General features: G+C 54.2%; 23 protein-coding genes. 16 read left to right on the forward strand and 7 right to left on the reverse strand.

Translation table 11 applies throughout. The features are described from left to right. Positions 1-68 precede the first annotated feature (68 nt). The 16 genes from H6B15_RS04420 (at position 69) to H6B15_RS04490 (ending at position 16,943) form a co-directional block, all read left to right on the forward strand. Positions 69-1,448: an ABC transporter substrate-binding protein gene (locus tag H6B15_RS04420; protein ID WP_204646536.1), complete on the forward strand. Its 1,380-nt coding sequence runs from the start codon at positions 69-71 to the stop codon at positions 1,446-1,448. A 101-nt stretch (positions 1,449-1,549) separates the two neighbouring features. Then, positions 1,550-2,557 carry a carbohydrate ABC transporter permease gene (locus tag H6B15_RS04425; protein WP_204646538.1) on the forward strand — a complete coding sequence of 336 codons (1,008 nt, stop codon included), beginning with the start codon at positions 1,550-1,552 and terminating at the stop codon, positions 2,555-2,557. Positions 2,558-2,570: 13 nt separating this feature from the next. After that, positions 2,571-3,428: a carbohydrate ABC transporter permease gene (locus tag H6B15_RS04430; protein ID WP_207751484.1), complete on the forward strand. Its 858-nt coding sequence runs from the start codon at positions 2,571-2,573 to the stop codon at positions 3,426-3,428. A 78-nt stretch (positions 3,429-3,506) separates the two neighbouring features. Continuing rightward, complete coding sequence (locus tag H6B15_RS04435; protein ID WP_204646539.1) at positions 3,507-4,526, forward strand: glycoside hydrolase family 130 protein; 1,020 nt, start codon at positions 3,507-3,509, stop codon at positions 4,524-4,526. 16 nt (positions 4,527-4,542) lie between these two features. Further along, entirely contained in the window at positions 4,543-5,721 is a 1,179-nt protein-coding gene (locus H6B15_RS04440; RefSeq protein ID WP_204646540.1) for an AGE family epimerase/isomerase, read from the forward strand. Next, positions 5,708-6,898: a glycoside hydrolase family 130 protein gene (locus H6B15_RS04445; RefSeq protein ID WP_204646541.1), complete on the forward strand. Its 1,191-nt coding sequence runs from the start codon at positions 5,708-5,710 to the stop codon at positions 6,896-6,898. Before H6B15_RS04440 ends, H6B15_RS04445 begins: the two co-directional genes overlap by 14 nt. A gap of 1 nt (position 6,899) precedes the next feature. Then, complete coding sequence (locus H6B15_RS04450) at positions 6,900-8,411, forward strand: sialate O-acetylesterase (protein WP_204646542.1); 1,512 nt, start codon at positions 6,900-6,902, stop codon at positions 8,409-8,411. An 18-nt stretch (positions 8,412-8,429) separates the two neighbouring features. Further along, a complete protein-coding gene (locus tag H6B15_RS04455) occupies positions 8,430-9,065 on the forward strand; it encodes a YesL family protein (RefSeq protein ID WP_204646543.1) in 636 nt (211 codons plus the stop codon). A gap of 15 nt (positions 9,066-9,080) precedes the next feature. Then, on the forward strand, positions 9,081-9,989 hold the full coding sequence (locus tag H6B15_RS04460; protein ID WP_204646544.1) for a type I phosphomannose isomerase catalytic subunit: 909 nt from the start codon (positions 9,081-9,083) through the stop codon (positions 9,987-9,989). A 98-nt stretch (positions 9,990-10,087) separates the two neighbouring features. Beyond that, positions 10,088-10,999: a glycoside hydrolase family 113 gene (locus H6B15_RS04465; RefSeq protein WP_204646545.1), complete on the forward strand. Its 912-nt coding sequence runs from the start codon at positions 10,088-10,090 to the stop codon at positions 10,997-10,999. Positions 11,000-11,414: 415 nt separating this feature from the next. Beyond that, entirely contained in the window at positions 11,415-11,741 is a 327-nt protein-coding gene (locus H6B15_RS04470; RefSeq protein ID WP_204646546.1) for an HTH domain-containing protein, read from the forward strand. A 332-nt stretch (positions 11,742-12,073) separates the two neighbouring features. Then, positions 12,074-12,208: a hypothetical protein gene (locus tag H6B15_RS15665; RefSeq protein ID WP_275950959.1), complete on the forward strand. Its 135-nt coding sequence runs from the start codon at positions 12,074-12,076 to the stop codon at positions 12,206-12,208. Further along, positions 12,205-14,226 (forward strand): ATP-dependent DNA helicase, encoded by a 2,022-nt coding sequence (locus H6B15_RS04475; protein ID WP_204646548.1) that lies wholly within the window; start codon positions 12,205-12,207, stop codon positions 14,224-14,226. The genes H6B15_RS15665 and H6B15_RS04475 overlap by 4 nt, the downstream gene beginning before the upstream one ends. Then, positions 14,186-14,563 carry a hypothetical protein gene (locus H6B15_RS04480; RefSeq protein ID WP_204646549.1) on the forward strand — a complete coding sequence of 126 codons (378 nt, stop codon included), beginning with the start codon at positions 14,186-14,188 and terminating at the stop codon, positions 14,561-14,563. Before H6B15_RS04475 ends, H6B15_RS04480 begins: the two co-directional genes overlap by 41 nt. 1 nt (position 14,564) lies before the next feature. Continuing rightward, the gene (locus tag H6B15_RS04485; RefSeq protein ID WP_204646550.1) at positions 14,565-15,005 is read left to right on the forward strand and encodes a recombinase family protein; all 441 of its coding nucleotides are present in this window, start codon (positions 14,565-14,567) and stop codon (positions 15,003-15,005) included. A gap of 267 nt (positions 15,006-15,272) precedes the next feature. After that, positions 15,273-16,943: a recombinase family protein gene (locus H6B15_RS04490; RefSeq protein WP_204646551.1), complete on the forward strand. Its 1,671-nt coding sequence runs from the start codon at positions 15,273-15,275 to the stop codon at positions 16,941-16,943. A gap of 373 nt (positions 16,944-17,316) precedes the next feature. On the opposite strand, the gene H6B15_RS04495 is transcribed toward H6B15_RS04490, so the two are convergent. The 7 genes from H6B15_RS04495 to H6B15_RS04525 all read right to left on the reverse strand — a co-directional run bounded on the left by H6B15_RS04495 (position 17,317) and on the right by H6B15_RS04525 (position 25,069). Next, on the reverse strand, positions 17,317-17,925 hold the full coding sequence (locus H6B15_RS04495) for an HdeD family acid-resistance protein (RefSeq protein ID WP_242957537.1): 609 nt from the start codon (positions 17,923-17,925) through the stop codon (positions 17,317-17,319). 170 nt (positions 17,926-18,095) lie between these two features. After that, positions 18,096-18,770, reverse strand: coding sequence for a GTP pyrophosphokinase (locus tag H6B15_RS04500; RefSeq protein ID WP_243424276.1), 675 nt, complete (start codon positions 18,768-18,770; stop codon positions 18,096-18,098). A 119-nt stretch (positions 18,771-18,889) separates the two neighbouring features. Further along, on the reverse strand, positions 18,890-20,038 hold the full coding sequence (gene metK, locus H6B15_RS04505) for a methionine adenosyltransferase (RefSeq protein ID WP_204646552.1): 1,149 nt from the start codon (positions 20,036-20,038) through the stop codon (positions 18,890-18,892). Beyond that, complete coding sequence (locus H6B15_RS04510; RefSeq protein WP_204646553.1) at positions 20,035-21,405, reverse strand: radical SAM protein; 1,371 nt, start codon at positions 21,403-21,405, stop codon at positions 20,035-20,037. Before H6B15_RS04510 ends, metK begins: the two co-directional genes overlap by 4 nt. Positions 21,406-21,461: 56 nt before the next feature. After that, complete coding sequence (locus H6B15_RS04515) at positions 21,462-23,240, reverse strand: oleate hydratase (protein ID WP_204646554.1); 1,779 nt, start codon at positions 23,238-23,240, stop codon at positions 21,462-21,464. A 191-nt stretch (positions 23,241-23,431) separates the two neighbouring features. After that, complete coding sequence (locus tag H6B15_RS04520; RefSeq protein ID WP_204646555.1) at positions 23,432-24,361, reverse strand: alpha/beta fold hydrolase; 930 nt, start codon at positions 24,359-24,361, stop codon at positions 23,432-23,434. Positions 24,362-24,505: 144 nt separating this feature from the next. Then, complete coding sequence (locus H6B15_RS04525) at positions 24,506-25,069, reverse strand: TetR/AcrR family transcriptional regulator (RefSeq protein WP_204646556.1); 564 nt, start codon at positions 25,067-25,069, stop codon at positions 24,506-24,508. Positions 25,070-25,072: the final 3 nt, after the last annotated feature.

Here is a 25,072-nt window from a genome sequence, read left to right on the forward strand (position 1 = left end):
TCACGCGAAGCTTTTCCGTGAAACAACAAATTTTGGTCCGCAAACCGTATGATTAAAGGAGGAAAACCATGAAGAAAGCAATTGCTCTGACGTTGGCGGCAGGTTTGTCCGTCAGCCTTCTGGCCGGCTGTGGGAGCAGCCAGAACAGCAGCGGCTCCCAGACGGGGGAATCCGGGAGCACCCTGCCCGCCTACAACGAATTGACTGTTGGTGAGGATTATACCGACCTGAAGGCCGAGATCAAAGTCATCACCAACCGCACCGACCTGGAAGGGGACGGCACGCTGGCTGGCTATGTGGCTGCATTCCAGGAGATGTACCCCAACATTACCATCACCAATGAGACCATCACCGACTATGCAAACGACATGACTACCCGCCTGACGAACCCGGACTGGGGCGATGTGTGCATGATCCCCACCACCATTCCGCTGCCCGAACTGAGCGATTACTTCTATCCCTTGTGTGATCTGAGCGCAATTGAAGATGAATATAACTTTGCCGACAACCGCGCCTACGATGGCAAGGTCTACGGCATCCCCTCCATCTGCAATGCTCAGGGTGTGGTTTACAACAAGGCTGTGTTTGAGGAAGCCGGAATCACCGAGCTGCCCACCACCCCCACCGAGTTCCTGGATGCGCTGCAGAAAATCAAGGACAACACCGACGCCATCCCCCTGTACACCAACTACGCGGCAGGCTGGACCATGACTGCCTGGGACGCCTACATCGGCGGTTCTACCGGTGACCCCAACTGGATGAACGTCACCATGCCCCAGACCCATGATGCCTTCGCTCCCGGCGTACCCACCGGTGACAGCGAGAGTGGTCCCTATGCGGTGTTCAATGTGCTGTACCAGGCAGTCAAGCTTGGCCTGACGGAGGATGACCCCACCACTACCGACTGGGAAGGCAGCAAGACCATGATGAATAACGGCGAGATTGGCACTATGGTACTGGGCAGCTGGGCTGTGGTCCAGATGCAGCAGGCTGGTCCCAATGCCGATGACATCGGCTATATGCCGTTCCCCATCAGCGTGGACGGTGTGCAGTACGCCTCTGCCGGTTCTGACTATTGCTACGGCGTCAACATCAATTCCAGCGACGATGAAAAAATCGCTTCCATGCTGTACATCAAATGGTTGAGCGAGTCCAGCAACTTCTCTTACGACCAGGGCGGCATCCCTGTGCTGAAGAGCCAGGAATACCCCGAGACTCTGGCCGCTTTCGACGGCATTGAACTGGTTGCCGATGCGCCCGCTCCCACCGAGCTGGCGGATCTGGCCTCCAATGTCCAGCAGGACGCCGAGTTGACCCTGAACGCTGACGAAACTCACGGTAAGAGAGTGGTCGAGGCTGCTATCAACGGCGACGAAACCCTGGACGACATTGTGGCTGACTGGAACGCCGCCTGGAATGACGCGGTCGACCGCAACGCTCCGCAGTGAATTTGGAATCCGCTCCGCCGAAGCGCGGAGTCAAGCCCTGCACGGCGGGCCGGCCACCGCCGGTCCGCCGTGCAGCTTTTTTATGATAGGGAGGCAATATCATGAGCAAATCCACTGCGGCAGCCAAACCCCGCAAAACCTTCGGCCAATGGCTCAAAAGCATGCGTGGGCAGCAGATCGTATGTACCATCGTGTTTCTAGTCCTGCCGCTTCTGCTTCTGTTCACCTTCACCTACCTGCCGTTCTTCAAGATGGTGCAGTTCAGCTTTTTTGATATGCGCTATATCGGCCGCCGTACCTTTGTGGGTCTGGAAAACTACATTGACGTTTTCACTCGCGACGACTGCTTCCAGGCGCTGCTGCTGAGCTTGTACTATATGGCAGGTTCCGTGGTACAGATGGCTCTGGCCCTTCTGTTCGCCACCATCCTCAGCTTCAAGGTCAAGGGCGACAAATTCTTTCGCGGCGCGCTGTATTTCCCCTGCCTGATCTGCGGTATCTCGGTAGGTTTCATCTTCAAGTTCTTTTTCACCCACGGCTTTGTGCTGGATACCCTGCTCAGCTGGGTTGGTTTCAATGTGGAAGCCCTTCCCTACTGGCTGCGGGATGAATCCATCAACAACATTGTGCTGGTGGCCTGCTCCATCTGGAAATATATCGGCACCAATATTGTCATGTTCATCGGCGCCATCGCCTCGGTGGATTCCACCCTCTACGAGGCCGCCGACATTGACGGTGCCAACGCCTGGCATCGCTTCAAGGATATCATCCTGCCGTCCATCCGCACTATCGTGGTGCTCAACCTCATCATTTCGGTTTCCGGCGCCCTGTCCGCCTTCGAAATGCCCTACGTTGTCACCGGTGGCGGCTTCGGTACCTCCACTTACTTTGTCATCATGGATAAGCTGGCTCATACCGACCAGAAGGTTGGTCTTGCCTCTGCCATGGCGGTGGTGCTGCTGCTCCTGATCATGATCGTAACCTATGCCCAGAAGGCTGTGGAACGCTGGATGGACAAGCGGGACAGCCGTACGCCGAAAGCTCTGGTACAAACCGATCCTAACACCGCGGCAACGGCTTCGAGCGCCAGCCCCGCAAAAGTGAACTGAAGGGGGACTCAGCATGACTAACGAGATTGCTATTATCAAAATCAAACGGCTGATCCTCAACATCGCCAAATATGCCCTGCTGATCTTTTCTGCCTTTGTGGCGTTGGTGCCCATCGTCTCCTGCGTTATCACCGCCTTCAAAACTGATGAAGAGTACGCCACTACCAATGTGATGACGCTGCCCGAAAGCTGGCTTAACTTCGACAACTTTGTGATTGCCTGGCAGAAGGCGGATATGGGACATGCCTTCCTGAACAGCTTCATTGTTCTGGTCTGCGTGCTGGCCGGCAGTGTATTGATTTCTTCCATGCTGGCGTATGTGCTTAACCGGTTCAAGTTCCATGGCAACAGCCTTATCCGCAACCTGTTTACCATTGCCACCCTGATCCCCGGAATTGCCACCCAGGTTACCGTCTACCAGATCATGACCTCACTGCACCTGATCAACTCTCTGCCTGGTTATATCATTCTGATGATGGGTACCGATGTTATCACCATCTACATCTTCCTGCAGTTCTTCGAGAACCTCCCCGTCAGCCTGGATGAAAGCGCTATTCTGGACGGCTGCAGCTACTTCGGGGTTTTCTTTAAGATCCTGCTGCCGCTGCTCAAACCGGCTGTGGTCACCAGCGCCATCCTCAAGGGCGTAAGTACCTACAATGAATACTACATGGCCAACCTCTACTTGCAGGATAAGACCAAGTACCAAGTGGTTTCCACCTCTCTGTACGTATTCTCCGGCCCCATGGGTAGCCAGTACAACTACATCTGTGCCGGCGTGCTCATCACCATCATCCCCGCACTGATCATCTTCCTGCTCTGCCAGGACCAGATCTACAGCGGCATGGCCGCCGGTGCGGTCAAAGGCTGATGCCTTTTCCGGCGCGCCGCGGTCCCGGGCTTTCCGGGACCACCCGGCCGCCTATTACTCATCAGGAGGGTCCCTTCTATGAACACTGTAAAACTGTACTGCGATGCCCTGCCCAACATTCCCTGGCAGGATAAACCCGCTGGCTGCGCCGGTCCGCTCTGGCGCTATACCGAAAACCCCATCATCCGGCGCAATCCCATCCCCGGTGTGGCCCGCATCTTCAACTCCGCCGTCATGCCCTACGAGGGCGCCTACATCGGCGTGTTCCGCGGCGAGCAAACCAACGGCATTCCCTTTATCTACCTGGGCCGCAGCAAGGATGCCATCCACTGGGACATTGAACCGGAAAAGATCCAGTTCGTCAACGAGGCGGGCGAGCCCTTTATGCCGCTCTACGCCTACGACCCCCGCCTGGTCAAGGTGGAGGACACCTACTACATCATCTGGTGCCAGGATGCCTACGGCGCAGCCATCGGCATGGCCAAGACCACCGATTTCAAGACCTTTACCCGGGTGGAAAATCCCTTCCTGCCCTTCAACCGCAACGCGGTGCTCTTCCCCCGCAAGATCAACGGCAAGTTCAAGCTGCTGTCCCGTCCTTCGGATTCCGGCCACACCCCCTTTGGCGATATCTACATCAGCGAAAGCCCCGACATGAAGTACTGGGGCTGCCACCGCCATGTGATGGGCAAGGGCAGCAACTGGTGGGAGAATGTGAAGATCGGCGGCGGCGCCGCCCCCATCGAAACCAGCGAAGGCTGGCTGCTGTTCTACCACGGCGTTACCGGCACCTGCAACGGTTTTGTGTACTCCATCGGCGGCGCCATCCTGGACCGCGACGAGCCCAGCAAGGTGCTCTACCGCTGCGGCACCTACCTGCTGACCCCCGAAACCGAGTACGAGGAACGGGGCTTTGTACCCAATGTCTGCTTCCCCTGTGCCACCCTGCAGGATGCCGAAACCGGCCGCATTGCCATCTACTACGGCTGCGCCGACAGCTATGTGGGTCTGGCTTTCACCACAGTGGACGAAGTGGTGAGCTACATCAAAGCGCATGACAACGCCAACGACGACGATCGTTCGCTGGGCCTGCGCTGAGAAGGAGGCGAGTGGTATGCGCATTGCACAGGCAGCACAACAAATGCTGACCGGCACCATCCTGCCGTTCTGGATGAATCTGCGCGACGACGAGCACGGCGGCTACTACGGCCTGATGGATTTTGATCTGCAGGTGGACAAAACCGCCGAGAAAGGCTGCATCCTGAACAGCCGCATCCTGTGGTTCTTTGCCCGGGCCGCCCAGGTCACCGGGCGGGAAGATCTGAAAGACCATGCCCGCCACGCCTACCGCTTTCTGCAGGACCATTGCCTGGACAAGGAATACGGCGGTGTTTACTGGAGCCTGACCTATGACGGACAGCCGCTGGATACCACCAAGCACACCTACAACCAGGCCTTTGCCATCTACGCCCTGGCGGCCTACTACCGCCTGACCGGCGAGGTTCAAGCGCTGGAAACCGCCCAGCAGCTGTTTGCCCTGATCGAAACCCATTGCACCGACGCCGAAGGATACCTGGAGGCCTTTACCCGGGACTGGCAGCCCGAAAGCAACGAAAAGCTCAGTGAGAACGGAGTGATGGCCGCCAAGACGATGAACACCCTGCTCCATGTCTTTGAAGGCTATGCCGGCCTGTACGAGGCCACCCTGGAAGAAGCGGTGGGCGAGGCCATGCGCCGCATCCTGGATATCTACGCCCAAAAGATCTACGCGCCCGACCTACACCGGCAGCTGGTGTTCTTTGATGAGCACTACCATTCCATCATCGACCTGTACAGCTACGGCCACGACATCGAGTCCAGCTGGCTCATCGACTGGGGCTGCGGCCTGCTGGGGGACGAAGAACTCTCGGCCCGCATCGCGGCCATCAACAGCGACCTGGCCCGGGCTATTCTGGAAAAAGCCTACCGCGGGCATTCGGTCATCAACGAATGCGAGCGGGGCAAGGACGACCTGACCCGGGTCTGGTGGGTCCAGGCTGAGGCGGTGCTGGGCTTTGTGAACGAGTACCAGAAATCCGGCCGGACGGAATTTGCCGCGGCGGCCGCCGATGTCTGGCAGTACATTACCGAACATTTTGTTGACCGGCGCCCCGGCGGCGAATGGTTCTGGTGCCTGGACGACCAGGCCCGGCCCAGTGACCGCCGCCCCATTGTGGAGCCGTGGAAATGCCCCTACCACAACGGCCGTATGTGCCTGGAACTTATGAGGAGGGACCCCGATGTCCAAGTGTGATCTGCACCCCGAATACTACCGCCAGAAGGCGAAACTGGAAGCGCTGCTCACCCGCCGCAACGTGGTGGACGACAGCTTTTACAACGGCATCTACGACCGCTGGCAGTACCCCGTGCTGACCCGGGAGATGATTCCCCTGGAGTGGCGCTTTGACCTGAACCCCAAAACCAACCCCTATTTCATGGAGCGGCTGGGCGTCAACGCGGCTTTCAACGCCGGCGCCATCGAGCTGAACGGAAAATACTATCTGGTGGCCCGGGTGGAGGGCAACGACCGCAAGAGCTTCTTTGCGGTGGCGGAAAGCGACTCCCCGGTGGACGGCTTCCGCTTCTGGGAAAAGCCGGTGGAACTGCCCGACACCGAGCCGGGGGAAACCAACGTCTATGATATGCGGCTGACCAGGCACGAGGACGGCTGGATCTACGGTGTGTTCTGCTCCGAGAGCAAGGACACCGCCAACCCCGACCTGAGCGCGGCGGTGGCCGCGGCGGGCATCGTGCGCACCCGGGACCTGAAAACCTGGGAGCGCCTGCCCAATCTTGTGACCAAGCGCAGCCCCCAGCAGCGCAACGTGGATCTGCTGCCGGAGTTTGTGAACGGCAAGTACGCCTTCTACACCCGGCCGATGGACGATTTCATCGACACCGGCTCGGGCGGCGGCATCGGCTTCGGCCTGTGTGAGGATATCACACACCCCGTCATCGACGAGGAGATCATCACCAGCCCCCGCCGCTACCACACCATCACCGAGGCCAAGAACGGCGAGGGCGCTACCCCCATCAAGACCGACAAGGGCTGGCTGCACATTGCCCACGGCGTGCGTAACACCGCTGCCGGGCTGCGGTATGTGGTCTACCTCTTTGTCACCGACCTGCAGGAACCCTGGAAGGTCATCGCCGAACCCTCCGGCTTCCTCATCGCGCCCCGCGGCTGGGAGCGGGTGGGGGATGTGTCCAACGTGGTGTTCACCAACGGCGCCATCGCCCGGGAGGATGGCAGCGTCTACATCTACTACGCCGCCAGCGATACCCGGCTGCATGTGGCTTCCACCACCATCGACAGGCTGCTGGACTTTGCCTTCCATACCCCGGCCGACCCGCTGCGCAGCCGCGACTGTGTGGCCCAGCGCTGTGCACTGATCGACCAAAATCTTGCTTACCTGAAAGAGGGAAAGTAATATGAAGCTGAAAACCGCTGCTGTGTTCAGCAACGATATGGTTTTGCAGCGGGAAGCCAGCGTCCCCGTATGGGGAACCGCTGCCCCCGGTGCCGCCGTGGAGGTCCGGCTGACGCCGGGTGGCCTTTCGGCCCGGACCACGGCAGGCCCGGACGGGGACTGGACCCTGACGCTGCCCCCGCAGCCCGCGGGCGGTCCCTTTGCCATGATGCTGCAAAGCGGCAACGAGACCCTGACCTTCACCGGCGTCTATTTCGGCGAAGTGTGGCTGGCAGGCGGCCAGAGCAATATGGAACTGCCTCTGTCCGGTTCCCGGGACGGGGAAGCGGTGCTGGCATCCTGCCAGGACGAGCTGCTGCATTTCTATGAGACCCCCAAAGTGACCACCGTGGCGGCGGCGGAAGCAGCCCCCAGCCGGTGGCAGATCGTGGGGACGGAAACCGCCGCCAGCCTTTCGGCGGTGGCGTATTATGCAGCGCGGGAACTGGCTCATGCCCTGCATGTCCATGTGGGCATTCTGGAATGCTTCTGGGGCGGCACCTATGCCCATTGCTGGCTGCCGCGGGAACTGCTGGCCACCTTTCCGGAAGGGCAGCGGCGCCTGACCTGGTACGATGCCCGGGTGGGCGACAAGACCGATGCGGAATTCGACGCCGAACTGGCCGCCTATCAGAAAGAGGTGGACGGATGGAACGACCGCATCGCGGCGCGCCGGGCTGCGGACCCGGATGTGAGCTGGGCTGTTCTCAATGAGGACTGCGGGCTGTATCCCTGGCCGCCGCCGGCCGGACGCACCGGCTTCCAGCGGCCGGGCAACCTGTACGAAAGCATGCTGCGCCGCATCTGCCCCTATGCCGTGCGGGGATTCTGGTACTACCAGGGCGAGCAGGACGAGGAATGGCCCCAGGATTACGAGGCGGAACTGACCTGCCTGGTGCGCCGCTGGCGTGCCGACTGGCAGGATGCCAATGCCGGACTGCCCTTCCTGCTCGTGCAGCTGCCCATGTTCGGCACCGGGGCCGGCGCCGAAAGCTGGCCCACTCTGCGGGCCGCCCAGGCCGCTGTGGCCGACCGGGAACCCAATGCCGGGCTGGTGGTACTGGCCGACCTGGGGGAGGAGGACAACATCCACCCCGTGGATAAAGCCCCGGTGGGGCAGCGGCTGGCCCTTCTGGCGCTGGACACCGTGTACGGTCTGCCCGTCGCGGGCAAAGCTCCCCGGCTGACCGATGCCCTCGTACAGGGTGATACGGCCCTGCTGCATTTTGCTTATGCCGCCGGCGGCCTGACCCTGGCGGGGGAACCCTCCGGCTTTGAACTGGCCGGCGCGGACGGCGTTTTTCATCCCGCCCGGGCTGCCGCGCAGGGGGACAATGTCCGCCTGCAGTGCGAGGCCGTGCCCCATCCCGCCTTTGTGCGCTATGCCTGGTACAACTTTGGGCCGGCGCGGCTGTACGGGGGAACCGGCCTTTCTGCCGCGCCCTTCGGCACCACACAACTTGCCTCTGTCTGATTTCGGGAGGAATTTTTCATGAAAAATAACCACCTGCCTGATTCTCCCTTTTTCCGCTTTATGGACATAGTGGGGGACGTCTTCCTGCTGCACCTGTGCTGGCTTATCGGATGCTTGCCCCTGGTTACGGCGGGGGCTTCCACCACGGCAGCCTTTGCGGTGGCCGGTAAGATGGCCGCCGGGCAGGAGTACCGGATTTTTCATGATTACGGGGTTGCCTTCCGCCGTGACTTCGCGCTGGCCACCCGGACCTGGCTGGCCATGGCGGTGGCGGGGCTGCTGCTCTGGGCGGATTATCGGCTGGGTCTGAGCCACTCCGGCTCGCTGGGCGGAATTCTGATCGCCGCGGCCGCTGCGCTGGGCATGGTCTGGCTGGGGGTACTGGGCAGCGGCTTTGCCCTGCTGGGGCGTTTTTCCTATCGCCGCGGCCGGGACGCCGTGAAGGACGGATTCCGCCTTTGTCTGGCACGGCCGCAGGCCGCCCTGGTCTGGCTGCTGATGATGGGAACCTTGCCGGTATTGTATGGCAGCGAACCGCAGATCTTCTGGTATCTGTTCCCGCTGTGGCTGTTCATCGGCGGCGGTACAGCCATCGTGCTGACGGCCCGGCTGTTGCGGCCTGCCTTTGCCAAAATTGAAGACAGCCAAAAATAGAAGGGGTTTCTTATTATGCCTGCTTGTAAACTGATCCCGGCCTGCAAGGATTACTTGTGGGGCGGAGAAAAACTGCGCCGGGATTTCGGCGTAAAATCCAATCTTCAGCCCCTGGCGGAAGCATGGGTGCTGTCCTGTCATCCGGATGGCCCCAGCCTTCTGGAGGGGACCGGGCAATCGCTGCCCGAGTACATCGCCGCACATCCCGGCTGCCTGGGAACCCATTGTCAGGCGTTCGAGCAGTTTCCCGTATTGATCAAACTCATCGACGCCAAGGACAATCTGTCCATTCAGGTACATCCTTCCGACCGGTATGCCCTTGAGCATGAGGGCCAATACGGAAAAACCGAAATGTGGGTGGTTCTGGATGCGGAACCGGACGCCTTCCTGTACTACGGCTTTGAGCGGGAAATTCCCCGGGAAGAGTTTGTCCGCCGTATCCAGAATAACACCCTGACCGAGGTGCTGCATGTGGCGCCGGTACATAAGGGGGATGTCTTCTTCATTCCTTCCGGTACGCTGCACGCCATCTGCAAGGGAATCGTCATTGCGGAAGTACAGCAGAATTCCAACGTCACCTACCGGGTCTATGACTATGGACGGGTAGGGGCGGACGGCCAGCCGCGTGCTTTGCATATCGAAAAGGCTCTGGACGTGACAGAACGCCGGCCCGTCAAACCGATGCAGTTCGGGGCGCATCTGGGGCAATGTCCTTACTTTACGGTGGATCTGCTGCAGGCTCCCTGTACTGCCAAGGTGGAGGATACCTCCTTCGCCGCGTTGCTGGTCCTTTCCGGAGAAGGGACGCTGCAGCTGGACGGCCAGCGCCTGCCGCTGAAAGCGGGAGAATGCTTCTTCCTCCCGGCGGGCAGCGGAGAATTTGCCATTGATGGAAACTGCCAGGTGCTGCAAACCACTGTCTGAATCCAAATGCAAGGCCGGGGTTCCCGTTGCTGACCGGCAACGGGAATCCCGGCTTTTTTTCGTTCCATGACAAGATTTTGAAACAGGAGGAATACAAGATGCAAACGGTACATGGTATCAATTTTGCGCCCTTTTCCCGGCGCGGTGCACTGGAGGGGGAAGCCGCCCGCGGGGAACTGCGGAAAATGCAGGAATCCACAGGCGCGGATACGGTCATCTTTTGCCCCGGTGCCGTGCAGGATACGCCGTTCAGCCAGCATCTGGACTTTGCCGGCGCCCACACCACATCGGATGCCGAGCTGCTGGCCATCACCCGCGCAGCCAAAGATCTGGGGCTGCGAGTGTTCTGGAAACCCACGGTGAACTGCCTGGACGGTACCTGGCGCGCACACATCAGCTTTTTCGATCATGACGTTCCCTGCGAGCCCCAATGGGGCCCCTGGTTTGCGGACTACACGGCCTTTCAGACCCATTTTGCCCGACTGGCGCAGCAGGCGGGGATCGAGCTGCTGATCCTTGGCTGTGAGATGACCAAAACCGAACACAGGGAAGCGGAGTGGCGGGCGCTGATCGCTTCGGTGCGCAGCGTATACGGCGGTGCCATCGCCTACAACTGCGACAAATACGGCGAGGCGTTTGTCCCCTGGTGGGATGCCGTGGACGTGATAGCCTCCAGCGGTTACTATCCCATAGATTCCATCGGTCAGAACCTCGACCGCATCGAACCGGTCGTGCGCCAGATGAACAAACCCTTTTTCTTTGCCGAAGCCGGGTGTATGCGTGTGGCGGGATCGGCGCAGGTCCCCAATGACTGGACCTTGCAGGGGCAACGGGATGACAAAGAACAGGACCGCTGGTATCAGGCCCTGTTTGCAGCTATGGAAACCCGTCCCTGGCTGCGTGGAGCCGCGCTGTGGGACTGGCCGCTGGATGCAGCCCACGCGAGCCCCTATGCTTTCTGCGGGGCGCCGGCGCTCAGGACGATCCGCTCCCACTGGCAGAAGCAGTGAACGGTGAATTGCTTCATTAATTTTAAAGAGGATGTATTAGGCACTCCACTAAATATAAAGTGAAATATTGAGGGAACAGTGATTGTTTCGCAAAAAAGCAGCTTAAAAATGATTAGCACTTTTCAGAACGCAGGCGAGGACGCCTGCGTTCTTTTTAATTCGACAAATAATTGTATAAAACACTATCTTTCAGGATGATTCGACATTGATATTGTTTGAATTCGCCCGAAATTTTTGAAAGTTAGCGTTTTGCTGTATGGTGGATTTGTACTTTCGTTTTTCTCATAAATAAAAGCGATAATTCTCCAATAAAAAGAGTCACAGGGTTCTTGGAAAATTTATTTTTTAAATAGTAAGGTTTATTTCCTATTTAACCGTTACGATAAGAATAGGGCAACGGAAGGGAGGTGGTGCGATGGATGCGATGGAGCGTCGATGTCAGATCATCGAAATTCTTTGTGACGCAAAAATGCGTGTTAAGATGCGCGATCTGGCTTCCCGATTCAATGTGTCTGTTCGCACCATCAGGACTGACGTAGATTTCTTATCTATTACATACCCGATTGAAACAACGAGAGGTCGTTACAACGGAGGCATCAGTTTTGTAGAAGGGTACCGACCGAAGAACTCTAGACTTACATCTGTGCAACGAGATTTTTTGCATCGGGTGATGCCGAAGGTATCGAAATCTGATCAAGAAATTATACAGAGTATCCTGCACGATTTTGCCCTGACGCAGTAATACTGCCAGCACCTTGACAACTGAATACCCAGCACGGAGGCACGTTCCCAGAGCAGGAAGCGTGATCAGAGAAGCGCCATGACGTACAATCAGCACCCAGCAAGATGGGTGGGATTGTACCGAGCGATCCATTCTACTGAAAAAGCAGCGAAAACTGCTTCGCCATGATCTGCAAGGGAGATAATGATACGCCTGTTGCCCCGCACGTCAGACGGGGTGGCCGCCCTTGGGTTGAAATCCTTAGACCCCTGGAACACCAGTGAAAGCTGCGCAAGCGGCTTGCCGAACGAAAGTGAACCGTGTTCCCAGATGCCAGGGGGCGAGCTGCAAATATGGCATTTCTGTATGTTATTCTCTTTTTCCTGAACATCAACAGCCCCCATGTGTTGATGTCGAACCCGTGCGGCGCAGTGGACCAACCGCTGCGCCGCATTATTTTGTCATCAACCGAGGAGATGATTCAATGACAAACCCGGAAACCGGTTACGAGAAAGCCCACCGACAGGTAGAACAGATTTTCCGGCAGTTTTTTCCAGCCAGAGGAATGATCACACGCGAAGGCCAGATCCGTCTGTGCCACATGATGCTGGACGCCCTGTTTGGCCTGGATGTGGCCCTGTGTGATGCCGGTGTGGGGCTGGGAAAGACCTATGCCTACCTGGTTGCCTGCGTGCTGTGGCAGCTGCAAAGGCCACGACAGATGCAGCGCCCAGTGGTGATTTCCACCGCCAGTGTCGCCCTTCAAAGCGCTATTCTCACAGAGTACATACCGTTTTTATCGGATGTTTTAATACAAAATGGATACATCCAGAAACCTATTTGTGCTGTACTGCGAAAAGGAAAAGAACGCTTTGCTTGTGATAGGCGGCTCTTGATTCGACAAAAGCAGATCGGCATTCGCGGCGAACGGTTCCGCAGAAGGGCCGCCGCATTGCGCGCTGCCAACCAATGCCTGGACCTGGATCTTTTGCCGGAAATATCCCGTCATGATCGCCGTCTGATCTGTGTTCCGGAGCGTTGCAGCCGCAGCTGCATCTTGCACTCCGATTGCCGGTATCGACAGTATTTGAAAGATTCCAACGGTGCGTCGGTTACCATTCAGGTCTGCAATCACAATTACCTGCTGGCAGACGCAGCCCACCGGCAAAACGGGTGGAAGCCCCTGCTGAAAGACTATCAGGCGCTGGTCATCGATGAGGCCCATAAACTGCCGGAAACAGTTCGTCAAATGAACACCCGGCGGATTCGTTCGTCAGACTTGCTTCGTTTTGAAAAAATACTGACCACCAGCCACTGCACATTGGGAGCCCAGAAGCTCCGTGGTGCAAGGATGGCGTTCCTGAAAGCATTTGCGCTTGCAGAGAACGAATCGAAAAGGGAAAAATCATTTTGCTTGACAGATGAACGATCCGCCTCCTTGCAGCATTTGGACAAAGCAATTCAGGAAATCCTCAAGCTGGAGAACAAGGAGGTACCGCCCGTTTTGAGCAACAAACTGAGTGATGTTCAAGAACTCGTTCCACTCTTCTTTCGCAGCGATATGACCTTTGTTCGCTATGTGGAATACCATCAGGAAAATGGGGACCTGGACATTGATCTGTGTGCAGTGCCTTTCGATCTGCCCCGGTGCGTCTATGACGCGCTCTGGAGGGAGCATAAGCCTGCCATCCTTACATCAGGGACCCTGGCAGTGGGGGAGGATTTCACCCATACGGAACAGCAATTCGGGTTGGATCGAGGAACATCATTGCGCACACTGCGCATCGTATCTCCATTTAGATACGAAGAAAACTGTTTGCTTTATTTTCCAGCGACACACAGAAAGAAGGTCCATTCCAAACAGAATACGGACCGCGTGGCCCATCAGATCCAGGATCTGATCAACACCGCCAACGGACACACGTTGGTGCTGTTCACATCCTACGATCAGATGGGCCGTGTTTATGAAAAACTGAAAGATAAGTTCCCGGTGCCTGTGCTGCAGGCTCAGCGCAACCCTCAGATCTATCTGGAACGCTTCAAACAGCTTCCCAACGCCGTCCTGTTCGCCAGTGGAGCCTGTTGGGAAGGCGTTGATTTCCCCGGGGACATGGTCTCCTTGCTCATCATTGTGAAGCTGCCATTTCAGGTACCAGACCCACTGGGAGAGGCCATGCGAAAGCAATACGGCAATCTTCACAGTTACATCCAGACTGAGATCGTGCCCGAAATGCAGATCAAGCTGCGTCAGGGGTTTGGCCGTGCCATCCGCACTGAAACGGATAGCTGTGTGGTGGCAATCCTCGACCCTCGTGCGGCCCCAGGTGGGCGCTACCATCGGGCAGTGCTGGACGCATTGCCGGAAATGCCGGTTTCGGACAAACTAACAGATATCCAGAGCTTTTTACAATCAAAGAAAAATCCCAGTTATTTCGAGCCCCGATTCCCTAAGGAGGTTGATTTTCATGAGGGCAATTTGCTTCATCCAGGAAGTCAGAAACAGTGATCTCACCTTACGGCAACAGATTCTGATCTGCCGTAAAGCACTTCGTAAGCTGCGCTGGCCTTGCGTACAGGAGTTGTACGCTCAGGCAGGAACCGAAGAACAACCGCTGACGCTGCGCCCTGGGGTAATGGATTTACTTCACGCAGCTGCAAACGATGAGGCCGATGTTTTGATCGTGGTGGATATCAACCACCTGTATTGTGGCCGACCCGAACTGGAGGGGTTGCTTGCATCTTTGCTGCAGTACGGTGTGCACACTTTCGGTGTCCAGTGCGGTTGGATCGAGCCGTGTGGCAGGCACTGGATGGTGCTTCCGAATTACGATTCGGAGGTGTGAAATGGAACACAAGAAAGAAGATGTGCTTTTCTTCCCGCGTATTTGGCTGTATGCGCGCACAGGTAGCGGGCATCGCTCTGCTGCTGAACAGCAGCTGGATGAACTTCGCGAATGGGCCAATTGCAACGGGTATTGTATAGTTGGGCAAAGCTGCGAATGTGCAAAGGGCAATTCCTTTTGGCGGCCTGGTTTGTTTTCCATGCTCCGGGCCGTGCGCAGGGGAGATATCGATGCCGTGGCAGTAACACGGCTTTCTCGATTTGCCTGTAAGAAAAGCAAATTATGCAAGATCCTTGCCAAATTACAGGCAAACGATGTGGCGCTCATTACCACCGATGCGAGCTTGCGGTATCAGCTGCACCTTTATGGTTTAGATCGAGTGATTGCAAGTTGCCCGAAAGGAAGGAACCGGTGTGCAGGAATACATACAGCAGATGCCTGACGGACGTACTCGGATAGAACGGGAAGTAGAGGGGGGCTTCGTTACCATATACTTTTCGGAAAAGGACGATGGGGATACGCTTGAAAAAGTGAAATCCATGATCATGGATGCCTACGCAGAGAGAAAACACCGTGAGGGTAAACTGTCAAATTGTGACCAGCAGTAGAGAGTATGTTTCTCCGTTTTGGTGATAGCTTTCCTCCTGTTGATTGAGTATTGTTGGGATGAGGAAATAACCAGAACTAAGTGAATAGGGGAGGAACAACGATGACTTTTTGGGACCAGCATGGTCAGGAAGTGGAAATCTCGCAAGCGGATCAGAAGTGGCTGGATGATGCCTATTTTACTACCCAGCAGATGCGGCTGCCCGTGGATTCACCGCGTGCCGCTTTGTCCTACCGGGTGTCGACCAAGGGCCAGGTGGATCACGACGATATTCCCATGCAGAAGATTGCCTGCCGGAAGTTCGCCCAGGAGCATGGGTGGCGTGTGGTGCTGGAGAAGGCGGAAAAAGGTGTTTCGGGCTCCAAAGTCTCCGCCAGTAAGCGAGATGTCATTCAGGAATTGCGCAGTGAGGCAAGCAAGGGAAACTTCGATATCCTTCTAGTGTATATGTTTGACCGGCTGGGACGCATTGAGAGTGAAACACCCTTTGTACTTGAATGGTTCGTCCAGCACGGTATTCAGATGTGGAGCACACACGAAGGTCAGCAGCGAATTGAAAGCCATGGCGATAAGCTGATGAACTATATCCGGTTCTGGCAGGCAGCAGGGGAGAGCGAAAAGACCTCCATGCGAACCAGAGATCGTATCCGTCAGATCGTTTCCAGCGGACACTTTGCCGGAGGCTTTGTCCCTTACGGGTATCGAGCTATTAATAAAGGTAGAGTCAACAAGAGAGACCAGCCCGTAAAGGATCTGGAAATCAATCCAGATGAAGCGGCATGGGTCCGGGAAGTATTTACGAAAGTGGCGGAAGAAGGTGCCAGTGGATATGCCATGGCACAGATGCTGAACCAACGAGGACTGCGTACCCGCCAGGGGGCGGAGTTCCAGTCTTCCAACATCAAAAGAATGATTCAGCATGAAGGCTATACTGGATATATCATTACTAAGGCGGCAAGATCGGAGTTTATGCCGCAGCTGCAGATCATTGACGAGGCTTTGTTTGCCAAGGCCAACGAGATGATCAGCAAAAGGAGCAAAAAGGCTCTGAAAGATAAAAACGCTGCCCAAAAGAGCAGCAATCCAACATTATTGGCCGGCATCGTAGTCTGCGCACATTGCGGGGCGAAGATGTCGGCCTTTTTGCATAAAGATAGGTATAAGCTGGCTGATGGAAGTATTCGAGAACGGGTGCAGGCCAAGTACAACTGTTATCAACGCGGCCAGCATCTGCGGGAATGTGATGGGCAGGCTCTCTATCTCGCAGAGAGAGTGGACAGGATCGTGCTTGCTTACGCTGATGAACTGTTCCGCAAGATCAAAAGTGAGCCGTATGACAAGAGCATTGAACAGAGAATCCGGCAGCAGGATGCTGAACATAACAGACAAAAACAGGCTGCCGAGAAGAAAATCAAGGCAGCCCAGTATAAGCAGCAACGCTATGAGGATGAAGTGCTGAAATGTTTGGATGGAAGGAGTGCCTTCTCGCAGGAGATGCTGGCTCGGCTGATTGCGCAGGCGGAAGCAGAGGTCAGGCAAGCAAAAGATGAATATGCCACCTTATTACAAAACAACGACCATCGAGCAACTGTCCAACAGATCCGCAGTTACTATAATGAGTTCCTGGGGTGGGCCAACGAGTTTGACTTGGCGTCTATCCCACGAAAGCGAGCCATTTTAGCGGAGTTGTTTGAAAAAGTGGAAGTTGGTAGGGGATATAAGGTGACGATCCATGTGAAGGGGAGCTATAAGCAGTTTCTGAAAATTGAGTAAGAACCACACAATGATAAGGAGTACAGGGCCCAACAAACAGTAGATAACTTATACTATAACGATGGTGGAAAGCGTATAAAAACTAAGGACATGAGGCCGAAAAAATAATCAATATTTGGTTAATAAGGTAAGTCGGACTCACCCATGAACATTGAAGTCTTTTATCAATAGTGATATAATACAAACGTATTTTCCTATATTGCCAGATTGTCTCCAGAGATGTGATATCCATATCCTCCGGCAAGTAATTCAGCATGTCATAATTGATTCTGGTATTTGCAATGCCAATCACTGCCGGAATCATCAGCAAAACGGTTAGAATTAAGATCGGTATGCGGTATTTTGCAACCGCCTTTGAAAAACGCATAGATGATTACATATCCTTTCTGTTAGGGTCTATCTGGCAATATTCGGCATCGATGACCTCCGGCAGCTGGTGACGAATGATCTTAACGGCGGTCAGAATGGTGATCAGATTTAGCACACCTTCGGTTATGAGCGTCACCCCCAGCAAGATCATCACGACCTGGGCGCTTTCCGATGGGCGTAAGAGCAGCAGGAAACCGGCAGCCCCTGTCAGAATTGCTACAGCGAGAATCAGCCACCACTTTTGAATGCCAAAGGCTTTGGAATCAATGGAAATCTGTATTTTGAGGAGCGCGTCTGCCAGAACACAGATGCCCATAACAATGCAGATAAGATTAACCATTGCATCTGTACGGATGATCAGAATGACGCCAAGTGCCACGAGCAGAATGCCAAAGGCCAGATCAAATTGAAATGCCAGCCTGTATAAGTCTTTGGAACAATAGCCGACGATCTTTACCAAGCCGAATAGAACCATGATTCCTCCGCCGAGCCTGCATAGCAGCGTCACCGAGAAATCAGGCACAGCAATCAGTACAATTCCCAATACACATAACAGAATAGAGATCATGATATAGCCAATTTTTGCGGCTTTAATCCGGTTGTTCAGTTGCACAAAAAATACCTCCTCGTTTTGTCAATATTCTCATGGTTGCGTGAAGGTCACGTACCTCATAGACAATCTTTTTATATATAAAAAGTGTGATTTCGCATCGTAATTTACTACATGAGCTGACATATCAGCCAACTCTTCCGTCTATACTGCCAATCTGAATGTAGAGCAGACTAAGCATTCATTTGACAAAAAATATCTTGCAGATCGGCATCAATTGCAGACAGCAAATCTGCATCATGTTTCAGACGACATTTAAGGGAATCTGACACATCGTTTTCAGTCTTGTATTTTAGGTGATGCTCTAAACTCGCCCAATAGTCCATAGCAATTGTCCGTATTTGGATCTCAACAGGAATGTGTTCTGTTGTCCCCGCCAAGAAAATGGGAACTGAAACAATTAGGTGGAGACTCCGGTATCCGTTTGACTTTGGATTAGAAATAAAGTCCTTTTTCTTAAGCAAACGAATGTCATCTTGAGAAAGGAGCAGGTCAGCGACTAGATTTACATCATTTAGGTAATTGCACACGACCCGAACTCCAGCAATATCAAGAATACCCTCACGAAGGGATTGCATTTCTATGGGGTATCCTTTTCGTCTGAGCTTTTCGAGCATACTTCCTGGAGACTTCAGCCTACATTCAATATGGTGGATAGGATTGTGGCAGTGCTCTACTTGGAATCCATCATTAAGAATCTCAAGTTTGGTCCTTACTTGCTTAATTGCAGCATTGTACAACTGACGGATTGCGAGAAACTCTGTCACATCATCCACGAAAGCCTCGTCCTGTAAGAGCGCCAGATTACGCTCACTTGTCGTCATTTGCAGGATTCTTTCAAAGTCCATAATAAGTCCCCCTTTTCATTTAAAACCGACAGGACTTTGACCCCTCCATAACACAGATAGCCGGACTGCCCAATGCAACCCTTGGGGCAATCCGGCTATTAGGATCTTCTATCACGAAATCAGATTATATCCTGCCAAAGCTGCGGCAAGTTTGTCTGTTCCCAAGGTAATTCCGCAGTATTTGAGCCAAAGTGACCATAGCTTGCGGTGTGTCTGTAAAACGGTGTTCGCAGGGAAAGGCGGTCTATGATAGCAGAGGGGCGCAGGTCAACCGTTTTAAGAATCAGTTCCCGGATCCGGTCTGCCGGGAGCTTTCCCGTACCGAAGGTGTCTACCAGGAGGGATACCGGCTGGGCAACGCCGATAGCGTAACTGATCTGGATCTCACACCGATCCGCCAATCCCGCCGCAACCACATTCTTCGCCAAGTACCGGGCCATATACGCACCACTTCGGTCGACCTTTGAGGGATCTTTACCAGAGAACGCGCCGCCGCCATGCCGGGCGTAGCCGCCGTAGGTGTCCACGATCAGCTTCCTGCCCGTCAGGCCGCTGTCACCGGCGGGACCGCCAATGCAGAAACGGCCTGTAGGATTGATAAAGAATTTTGTGTTCCTGTCCAGCATGCCCTCTGGGATCACCGGGCGGATGACATGGCGGAGAATATCCTCCCGCAATTGCTCCATGGACACATCCGCCTCATGCTGGGAAGAAACTACAACAGTGTCCACCCGTGCCGGGATTCCGTCCCGGTACTCCACGGTGACCTGGGCCTTCCCATCTGGCAGCAGATAGGGCAGAATTCCCTCCTGCCGCACAAAGGCAAGGCGCTTTGTCAGCGCATGGGCAAGCTCAATGGGCAGCGGCATCAGGTTTTCCGTTTCCTTGCATGCGTAACCAAACATCATGCCCTGATCTCCTGCGCCGTTTTCCATAGAATCCGTCTTCTCCACACCCATGTTGATATCGGGGGATTGCTCATGGATATCCACTGTGATTTGGCAGGTGTCTGCGTCAAAGCCATAGCCGTGCTTCACATACCCGATATCCCGAACCACCTGCCGGGCAATAGCGGCATAGTCCACACGGGCAGCCGAGGTGATCTCGCCGAAAATGTGGATCCCGTTGGGAATGGCAGTTACTTCGCAGGCTACATGGGAATGGGGATCGTTTTCCAAAATGGCATCCAAAATGGCATCGGCGATCTGGTCACATACCTTATCCGGGTGTCCCGCTGTGACACTTTCAGAGGTAAAGAAGGTTGTCATTTTGCCGCTTCTCCCTTTTTCTTCGCACAGCTGCAGCTCCACAACTCGGTGGCGGTGGGGGTCCAGTTCTTTGCGTAAGCCTCGCATTTATCGCACAGGTGATCCACCGTTTCCGGGGATTGCAGGTCTGTGGAATGAGCGCCGGTAGCTTTCACAATTTCCCGCAGCTTTTCCGGATTCTCCAGCATGGGGCAGGGACGCAGATGGTTATCGTTAAAGGGCTGCCCATCGTGATAGGCCATGAAAATGGGGCTGCGCAGTACATCCAGCAGGCTCATGTCCCGGATGTTGGCGTTGGAATAGTGGATAAACACGCAGGGATCACAGTCACCGTTGGCGTTGATATGCAGATACCGCCGTCCACCGGCAATGCAGCCGCCTACATACTCGCCATCGTTCTGGAAGTCCATGGCGAAGATCGGCTTGGTAGCCCGGATCTCCCGGATCCTGTGATACATGAATTCCCGCTGCTCAGGATTGGGCAGCAGTTCCGGCACTGCGTCATTGCCCACGGGCATGTAGTGGAAGTACCAGACAAACCGAGCCCCCCACTGAATCATCTGATCAATAAATTCATAGGAGCTGATAGAATCCAGATTCTGGCTGGTGTAGCAGCAGGACAGGCCGAAGGGCAGATGCTTCTCCTTCAGGATTGCCATAGCCTTGATGACCTTCTGGTAAGTGCCGTTGCCACGGCGGCCGTCGGTGGCGGCTTCAAAGCCCTCGATGCTGATGGCTGGAATGAAGTTCTTCACCCGGAGCATCTCGTCTGCAAAGGCTTCGTCAATGAGAGTGGCATTGGTGAAGGAGAGGAACTGACAATCGCTGTGCTTTTCACAAAGGGCAATCAGATCCTTTTTGCGCACCAGCGGTTCGCCGCCGGTGTAGATGTACATATACACACCCAGTTCCTTGCCCTGGGTGATAATGGAGTCAATTTCGTCGAAGGTCAGGTTCAACTTATTACCATACTCCGCTGCCCAGCAGCCGGTACAGTGCAGGTTGCAGGCAGAGGTGGGGTCCAACAGGATTGCCCAGGGGATATTGCAGTTGTATTTCTTTCGATATTCCTCCTGCTTGGGCCAGCCGATGATGTTGGCGTTGAGGAAGAAGTTCTCAAAGGTCGCCTTCAGAACACCGGGATCGGTTTCTTTCAGAATGCTCATGACCAGCTGGTACATATTGTTCTGGGGATCTTCCAGAACATTTCGGACTGCGGCACGCTGGACTGGGAAACTGTCTGGGCCATCGCCAGCCAGCTTATCCACCCAGGACATCAGTTTCAGAGCATTTTCTTCCGGATTTTTCTCCAAGTAGCCAAAAGCAGTACGCAGAGTTGCTTTTTTCAGTTGATTTGTAAATGACATCTTTATCTCTCCTTATATAAGCGGGGAGGCAACGCCTCCCCGCAGTGAAGCTTCTATCACTCAATTACATGATATTCTTTCAGCAGCTTTTCGATATCTGTTCCGCGGATCTTCTCCAGCAGCTTCTTGACCACCATTTTCTCCTTGAAACCCAGGTTCATTTCCGTCAGGGGCTTGCCGTCCCGAAGCTGGATGGTGGCGTTCAGCAGATCACGGATGTCGTAGACGCTGCCCCAGACCTCGGGCACACCACGGTCGATGTCCAGCAGGGTGTAGACAGCCTCCATGCCGGTACGCATGGAATACTCGGTGGTGAAGATGGTATCCCGCTTGGTTTCGGCAAACTGACCCAGGAACGCAAAGTTCACAGCACCCTCGGGCACCACATCAGGGCGGTCACCGGCGGCACGGGGCATGAAGAAAGCGGTAATATAGGGCATCATCACCGGCACAGTGTTGGCGCTGTGCTCGGCCAGCTCCTCGATCTCCCCCACCGGCACGCCGATGTGGTACAGCCACTCCATACAGATTTCCTTACCGGTGCACTCCCGCATGGGCTTCTTCACGAAGTCGCCGGGTTTGTCGGAGAACAGGCCGTAAACCCACACCAGGCACTGATCCTTGGGCTGATTCCGGAACTGGGGCTGACGGTTGATGGTCCAGCTCAGGAGCCAGCCGGAATCCTTCACGGTCACGATGCCGCCGGTAACCACGCCGCCGGTAAAGGGGTCACGCTTGCAGATATTCTTGATATAGGGAATGATCTTCTGATCCAGTGTGGTGACGGTGGCGCTCATCCAGTTGGACTGCTCAGGATCATGGCAGAACTTGTCGGGATGACCGAAGGAAGGATCCTGTGCAGCAATTCTGCGCCACATATCCCAGCCGCCGCCGGGCTTGATTTCGGGGTTGAAGGGTGCCACGGTGTTCTGGGAACCCATGGTGGCGTTCTCCACGCAGCCACCGTTGGTAATGAACACCAGATCGTTTTCCGTCAGGTCAACAAACTGATGTTTGCCCTCAGACAGCAGCTCAATACGCTTTGCCTGCTTTTTACCGGGCTGGATGTCGAACTCCACATTGACCACCTTGGTGTTATAGTGGAACTGGACACCGAAGCCTTCCAGATACTTGACCATGGGCAGAATCATAGATTCGTACTGGTTATAACGGGTGAACCGCAGAGCCTTGAAGTCCGGCAGACCGCCCACATGGTGGATATAGCGCTTGAGATACAGCTTCATTTCCAAAGCGCTGTGCCAGTTCTCAAAGGCAAACATGGTGCGCCAGTAGAGCCAGAAATTGGAGTTCAGCACCTCATCATCGAAGAAATCCGTGATGCGCTTATCGTACAGGTCTTCATCGGGGGTGAAGAACAGCTTCATGATCTCCATTGCAGCCTTGTCGGACAGACCGAACTTGCCGTCGGTGTGGGCATCCTGACCCTGGTTGACGGTTGCCCGGCAGAGGGAGTAGTTGGGGTCTTTCTTATTCAGCCAGTAGTATTCGTCCAGAACACTGACCCCTTCTGTCTCGATGGACGGAATGGAGCGGAACAAATCCCACATGACCTCGAAATGGTTATCCATCTCCCGTCCGCCCCGCATGACATAGCCTACATCGGGGTACTGCCAGCCATCGCATGCACCGCCGGGAATGGGGTCTTTCTCATAGATGTGGATGTTCTGACCCTGCAGCTGTCCGTCACGAACCAGATAGCAGGCGGCAGTCAGAGCCGCAAGGCCGGTGCCGATGATGTGGGCGGATTTGTTGTCCACGCCTTCGGGCTTTCTGGGACGGGCAAAGGCTTCGTAATTACCGCTGGAATAATACATAATTTTTCCTCCTTGTTATATTGGCATCCTCTATTTGAGAGGTGTTTTTTTGTTTACGCCCTCATTATATCGGGAAGATTCTTCCTTTCCTATGGACAGAGATACCCCCTATGCCTGAAATTCAGACACAGGGGGTAGGTTTGCCTGGTTTTTTGACTCGTATCGCAAAAAAAGCAGGACCGAAGTCCTGCTTATACCTGGGAATATGAAGTTGTATGCTGGAATTCATCATAAAAAAGCAAAATATCTTTATATACATCCAGCTTTTTCTCTTCGTTGAGTATCTCATGACGCATATGTTCATACAGTTTGCTGCTGATATTTGTATAGCCCAGCTCCGATAAAAAAGCGATTAGCTGTTCAAATCGCTTTCTTGATCGAATAACCGGGTCTTCCTCACCGGCAATGACAAGAATTGGCAAATGTGGGTTGCTTACATGCCAGTTTCTTTTCTCAAAAGCCGCTTTTTGCAGCCTCAAAAGGTTGACAAACCCATTTGTGGTAAAGATAAATCCACATTTCGGATCTTGGTTGTATTGTGCAACATTGGCTTGGTTTTCTGAGAGCCAGCCATTCGGAATCGAATTTCCGGCATTAAACTGCGAAAAGGCCATAGCATTCAACATTTTATTCGGAGCCTTTTCCTTAATGAAGGGTTTTGAAAGCCTGGCCAGAAGCAGACCAAGCCCCGCTGCCGCATTATAGGTCGGCGTACCGCACAGAACAACTTTGTCAATTTCCGAATCATATCTTTTCAGATAACCCCGGGCAACAAGCGTACCCATGCTGTGACTAAACAGAAATACAGGAAGGCCAGAATAGATATGTTTAATATACTTTGTAACGGTATGCAGATCCTCAATGATTGCCTGTTCATTCTCGGTATAGAAAAAGCCATAATCCTCTGCCTTTTCCACACTTCCACCATGTCCACGATGGTCATGAATAACACACACATATCCATGATCGGAAAGATAATTCATGAAGTCGTAGTATCTCTCCTTGTGTTCAGCCATACCATGGGAAAACTGAATAACGCCTTTGGGATTCCCCTCTGGCACAATCACTGCGATTTCCAGCCCCAGTCCGTCAAACTCAGAAAGTATTTTTTCGATTCTCATGTTGCCTCCTTTTCGTTATAAGAGCGAAGAAAAACATCCACTCGGATTTTGTTACCATATTATCAATCATTTTCAAAAACTTTCCACAGACAAAATATCCCCTGTGTCTGAAATTCAGACACAGGGGGTAGGTTTGCCTAAAGACTATGACCGCATTTTCTCACAACGGTCAATGAGATGCTCCAAATCACCGCACTTTAATTCTAAAATCCGCCGAAACCGGGCCATAGCATTCGGGTTCATACCGGTTTCCAGCCAGCCCATGATCATACCGAAGCTGACACATTTCAGATAATCTACAACGGTGGTATAATCCTCAGATGTCATTTTTCGGTTGCCTAGAACGCCGTCTACATACGTCCTGACCACATAAGTACAGACCCGCCATTGGTATTGCTCATAAATGTCTCGGTTGACGGAATGATAGATATTAAGCACCGCTTTCCGATTGGCCAGAGCAAATTCCAGTGCTGCATTGATACAATCGTCCAGGGAATCGATGGTAGGATGCCCCCGGATAATCCGCTCCGCATCCTCATCTACAACGCTTTCCACCAATTGCGGCAGGTCCTGGTAATAGTAATAAAAGGTATTGCGGTTCACGCCGCAGTCATCTACAATATCCCGAATGGTAATTTGGCTCAAAGGCTTCTCGTTCAATAGTTTCACAAATGAATCCCGAATGGCTTTTTTAGTAAAACTGGCCATGCG

Origin of the sequence: Gemmiger formicilis (assembly GCF_016900095.1) — a bacterium.
In the GTDB taxonomy this organism is placed as follows: domain Bacteria; phylum Bacillota; class Clostridia; order Oscillospirales; family Ruminococcaceae; genus Gemmiger; species Gemmiger formicilis_A.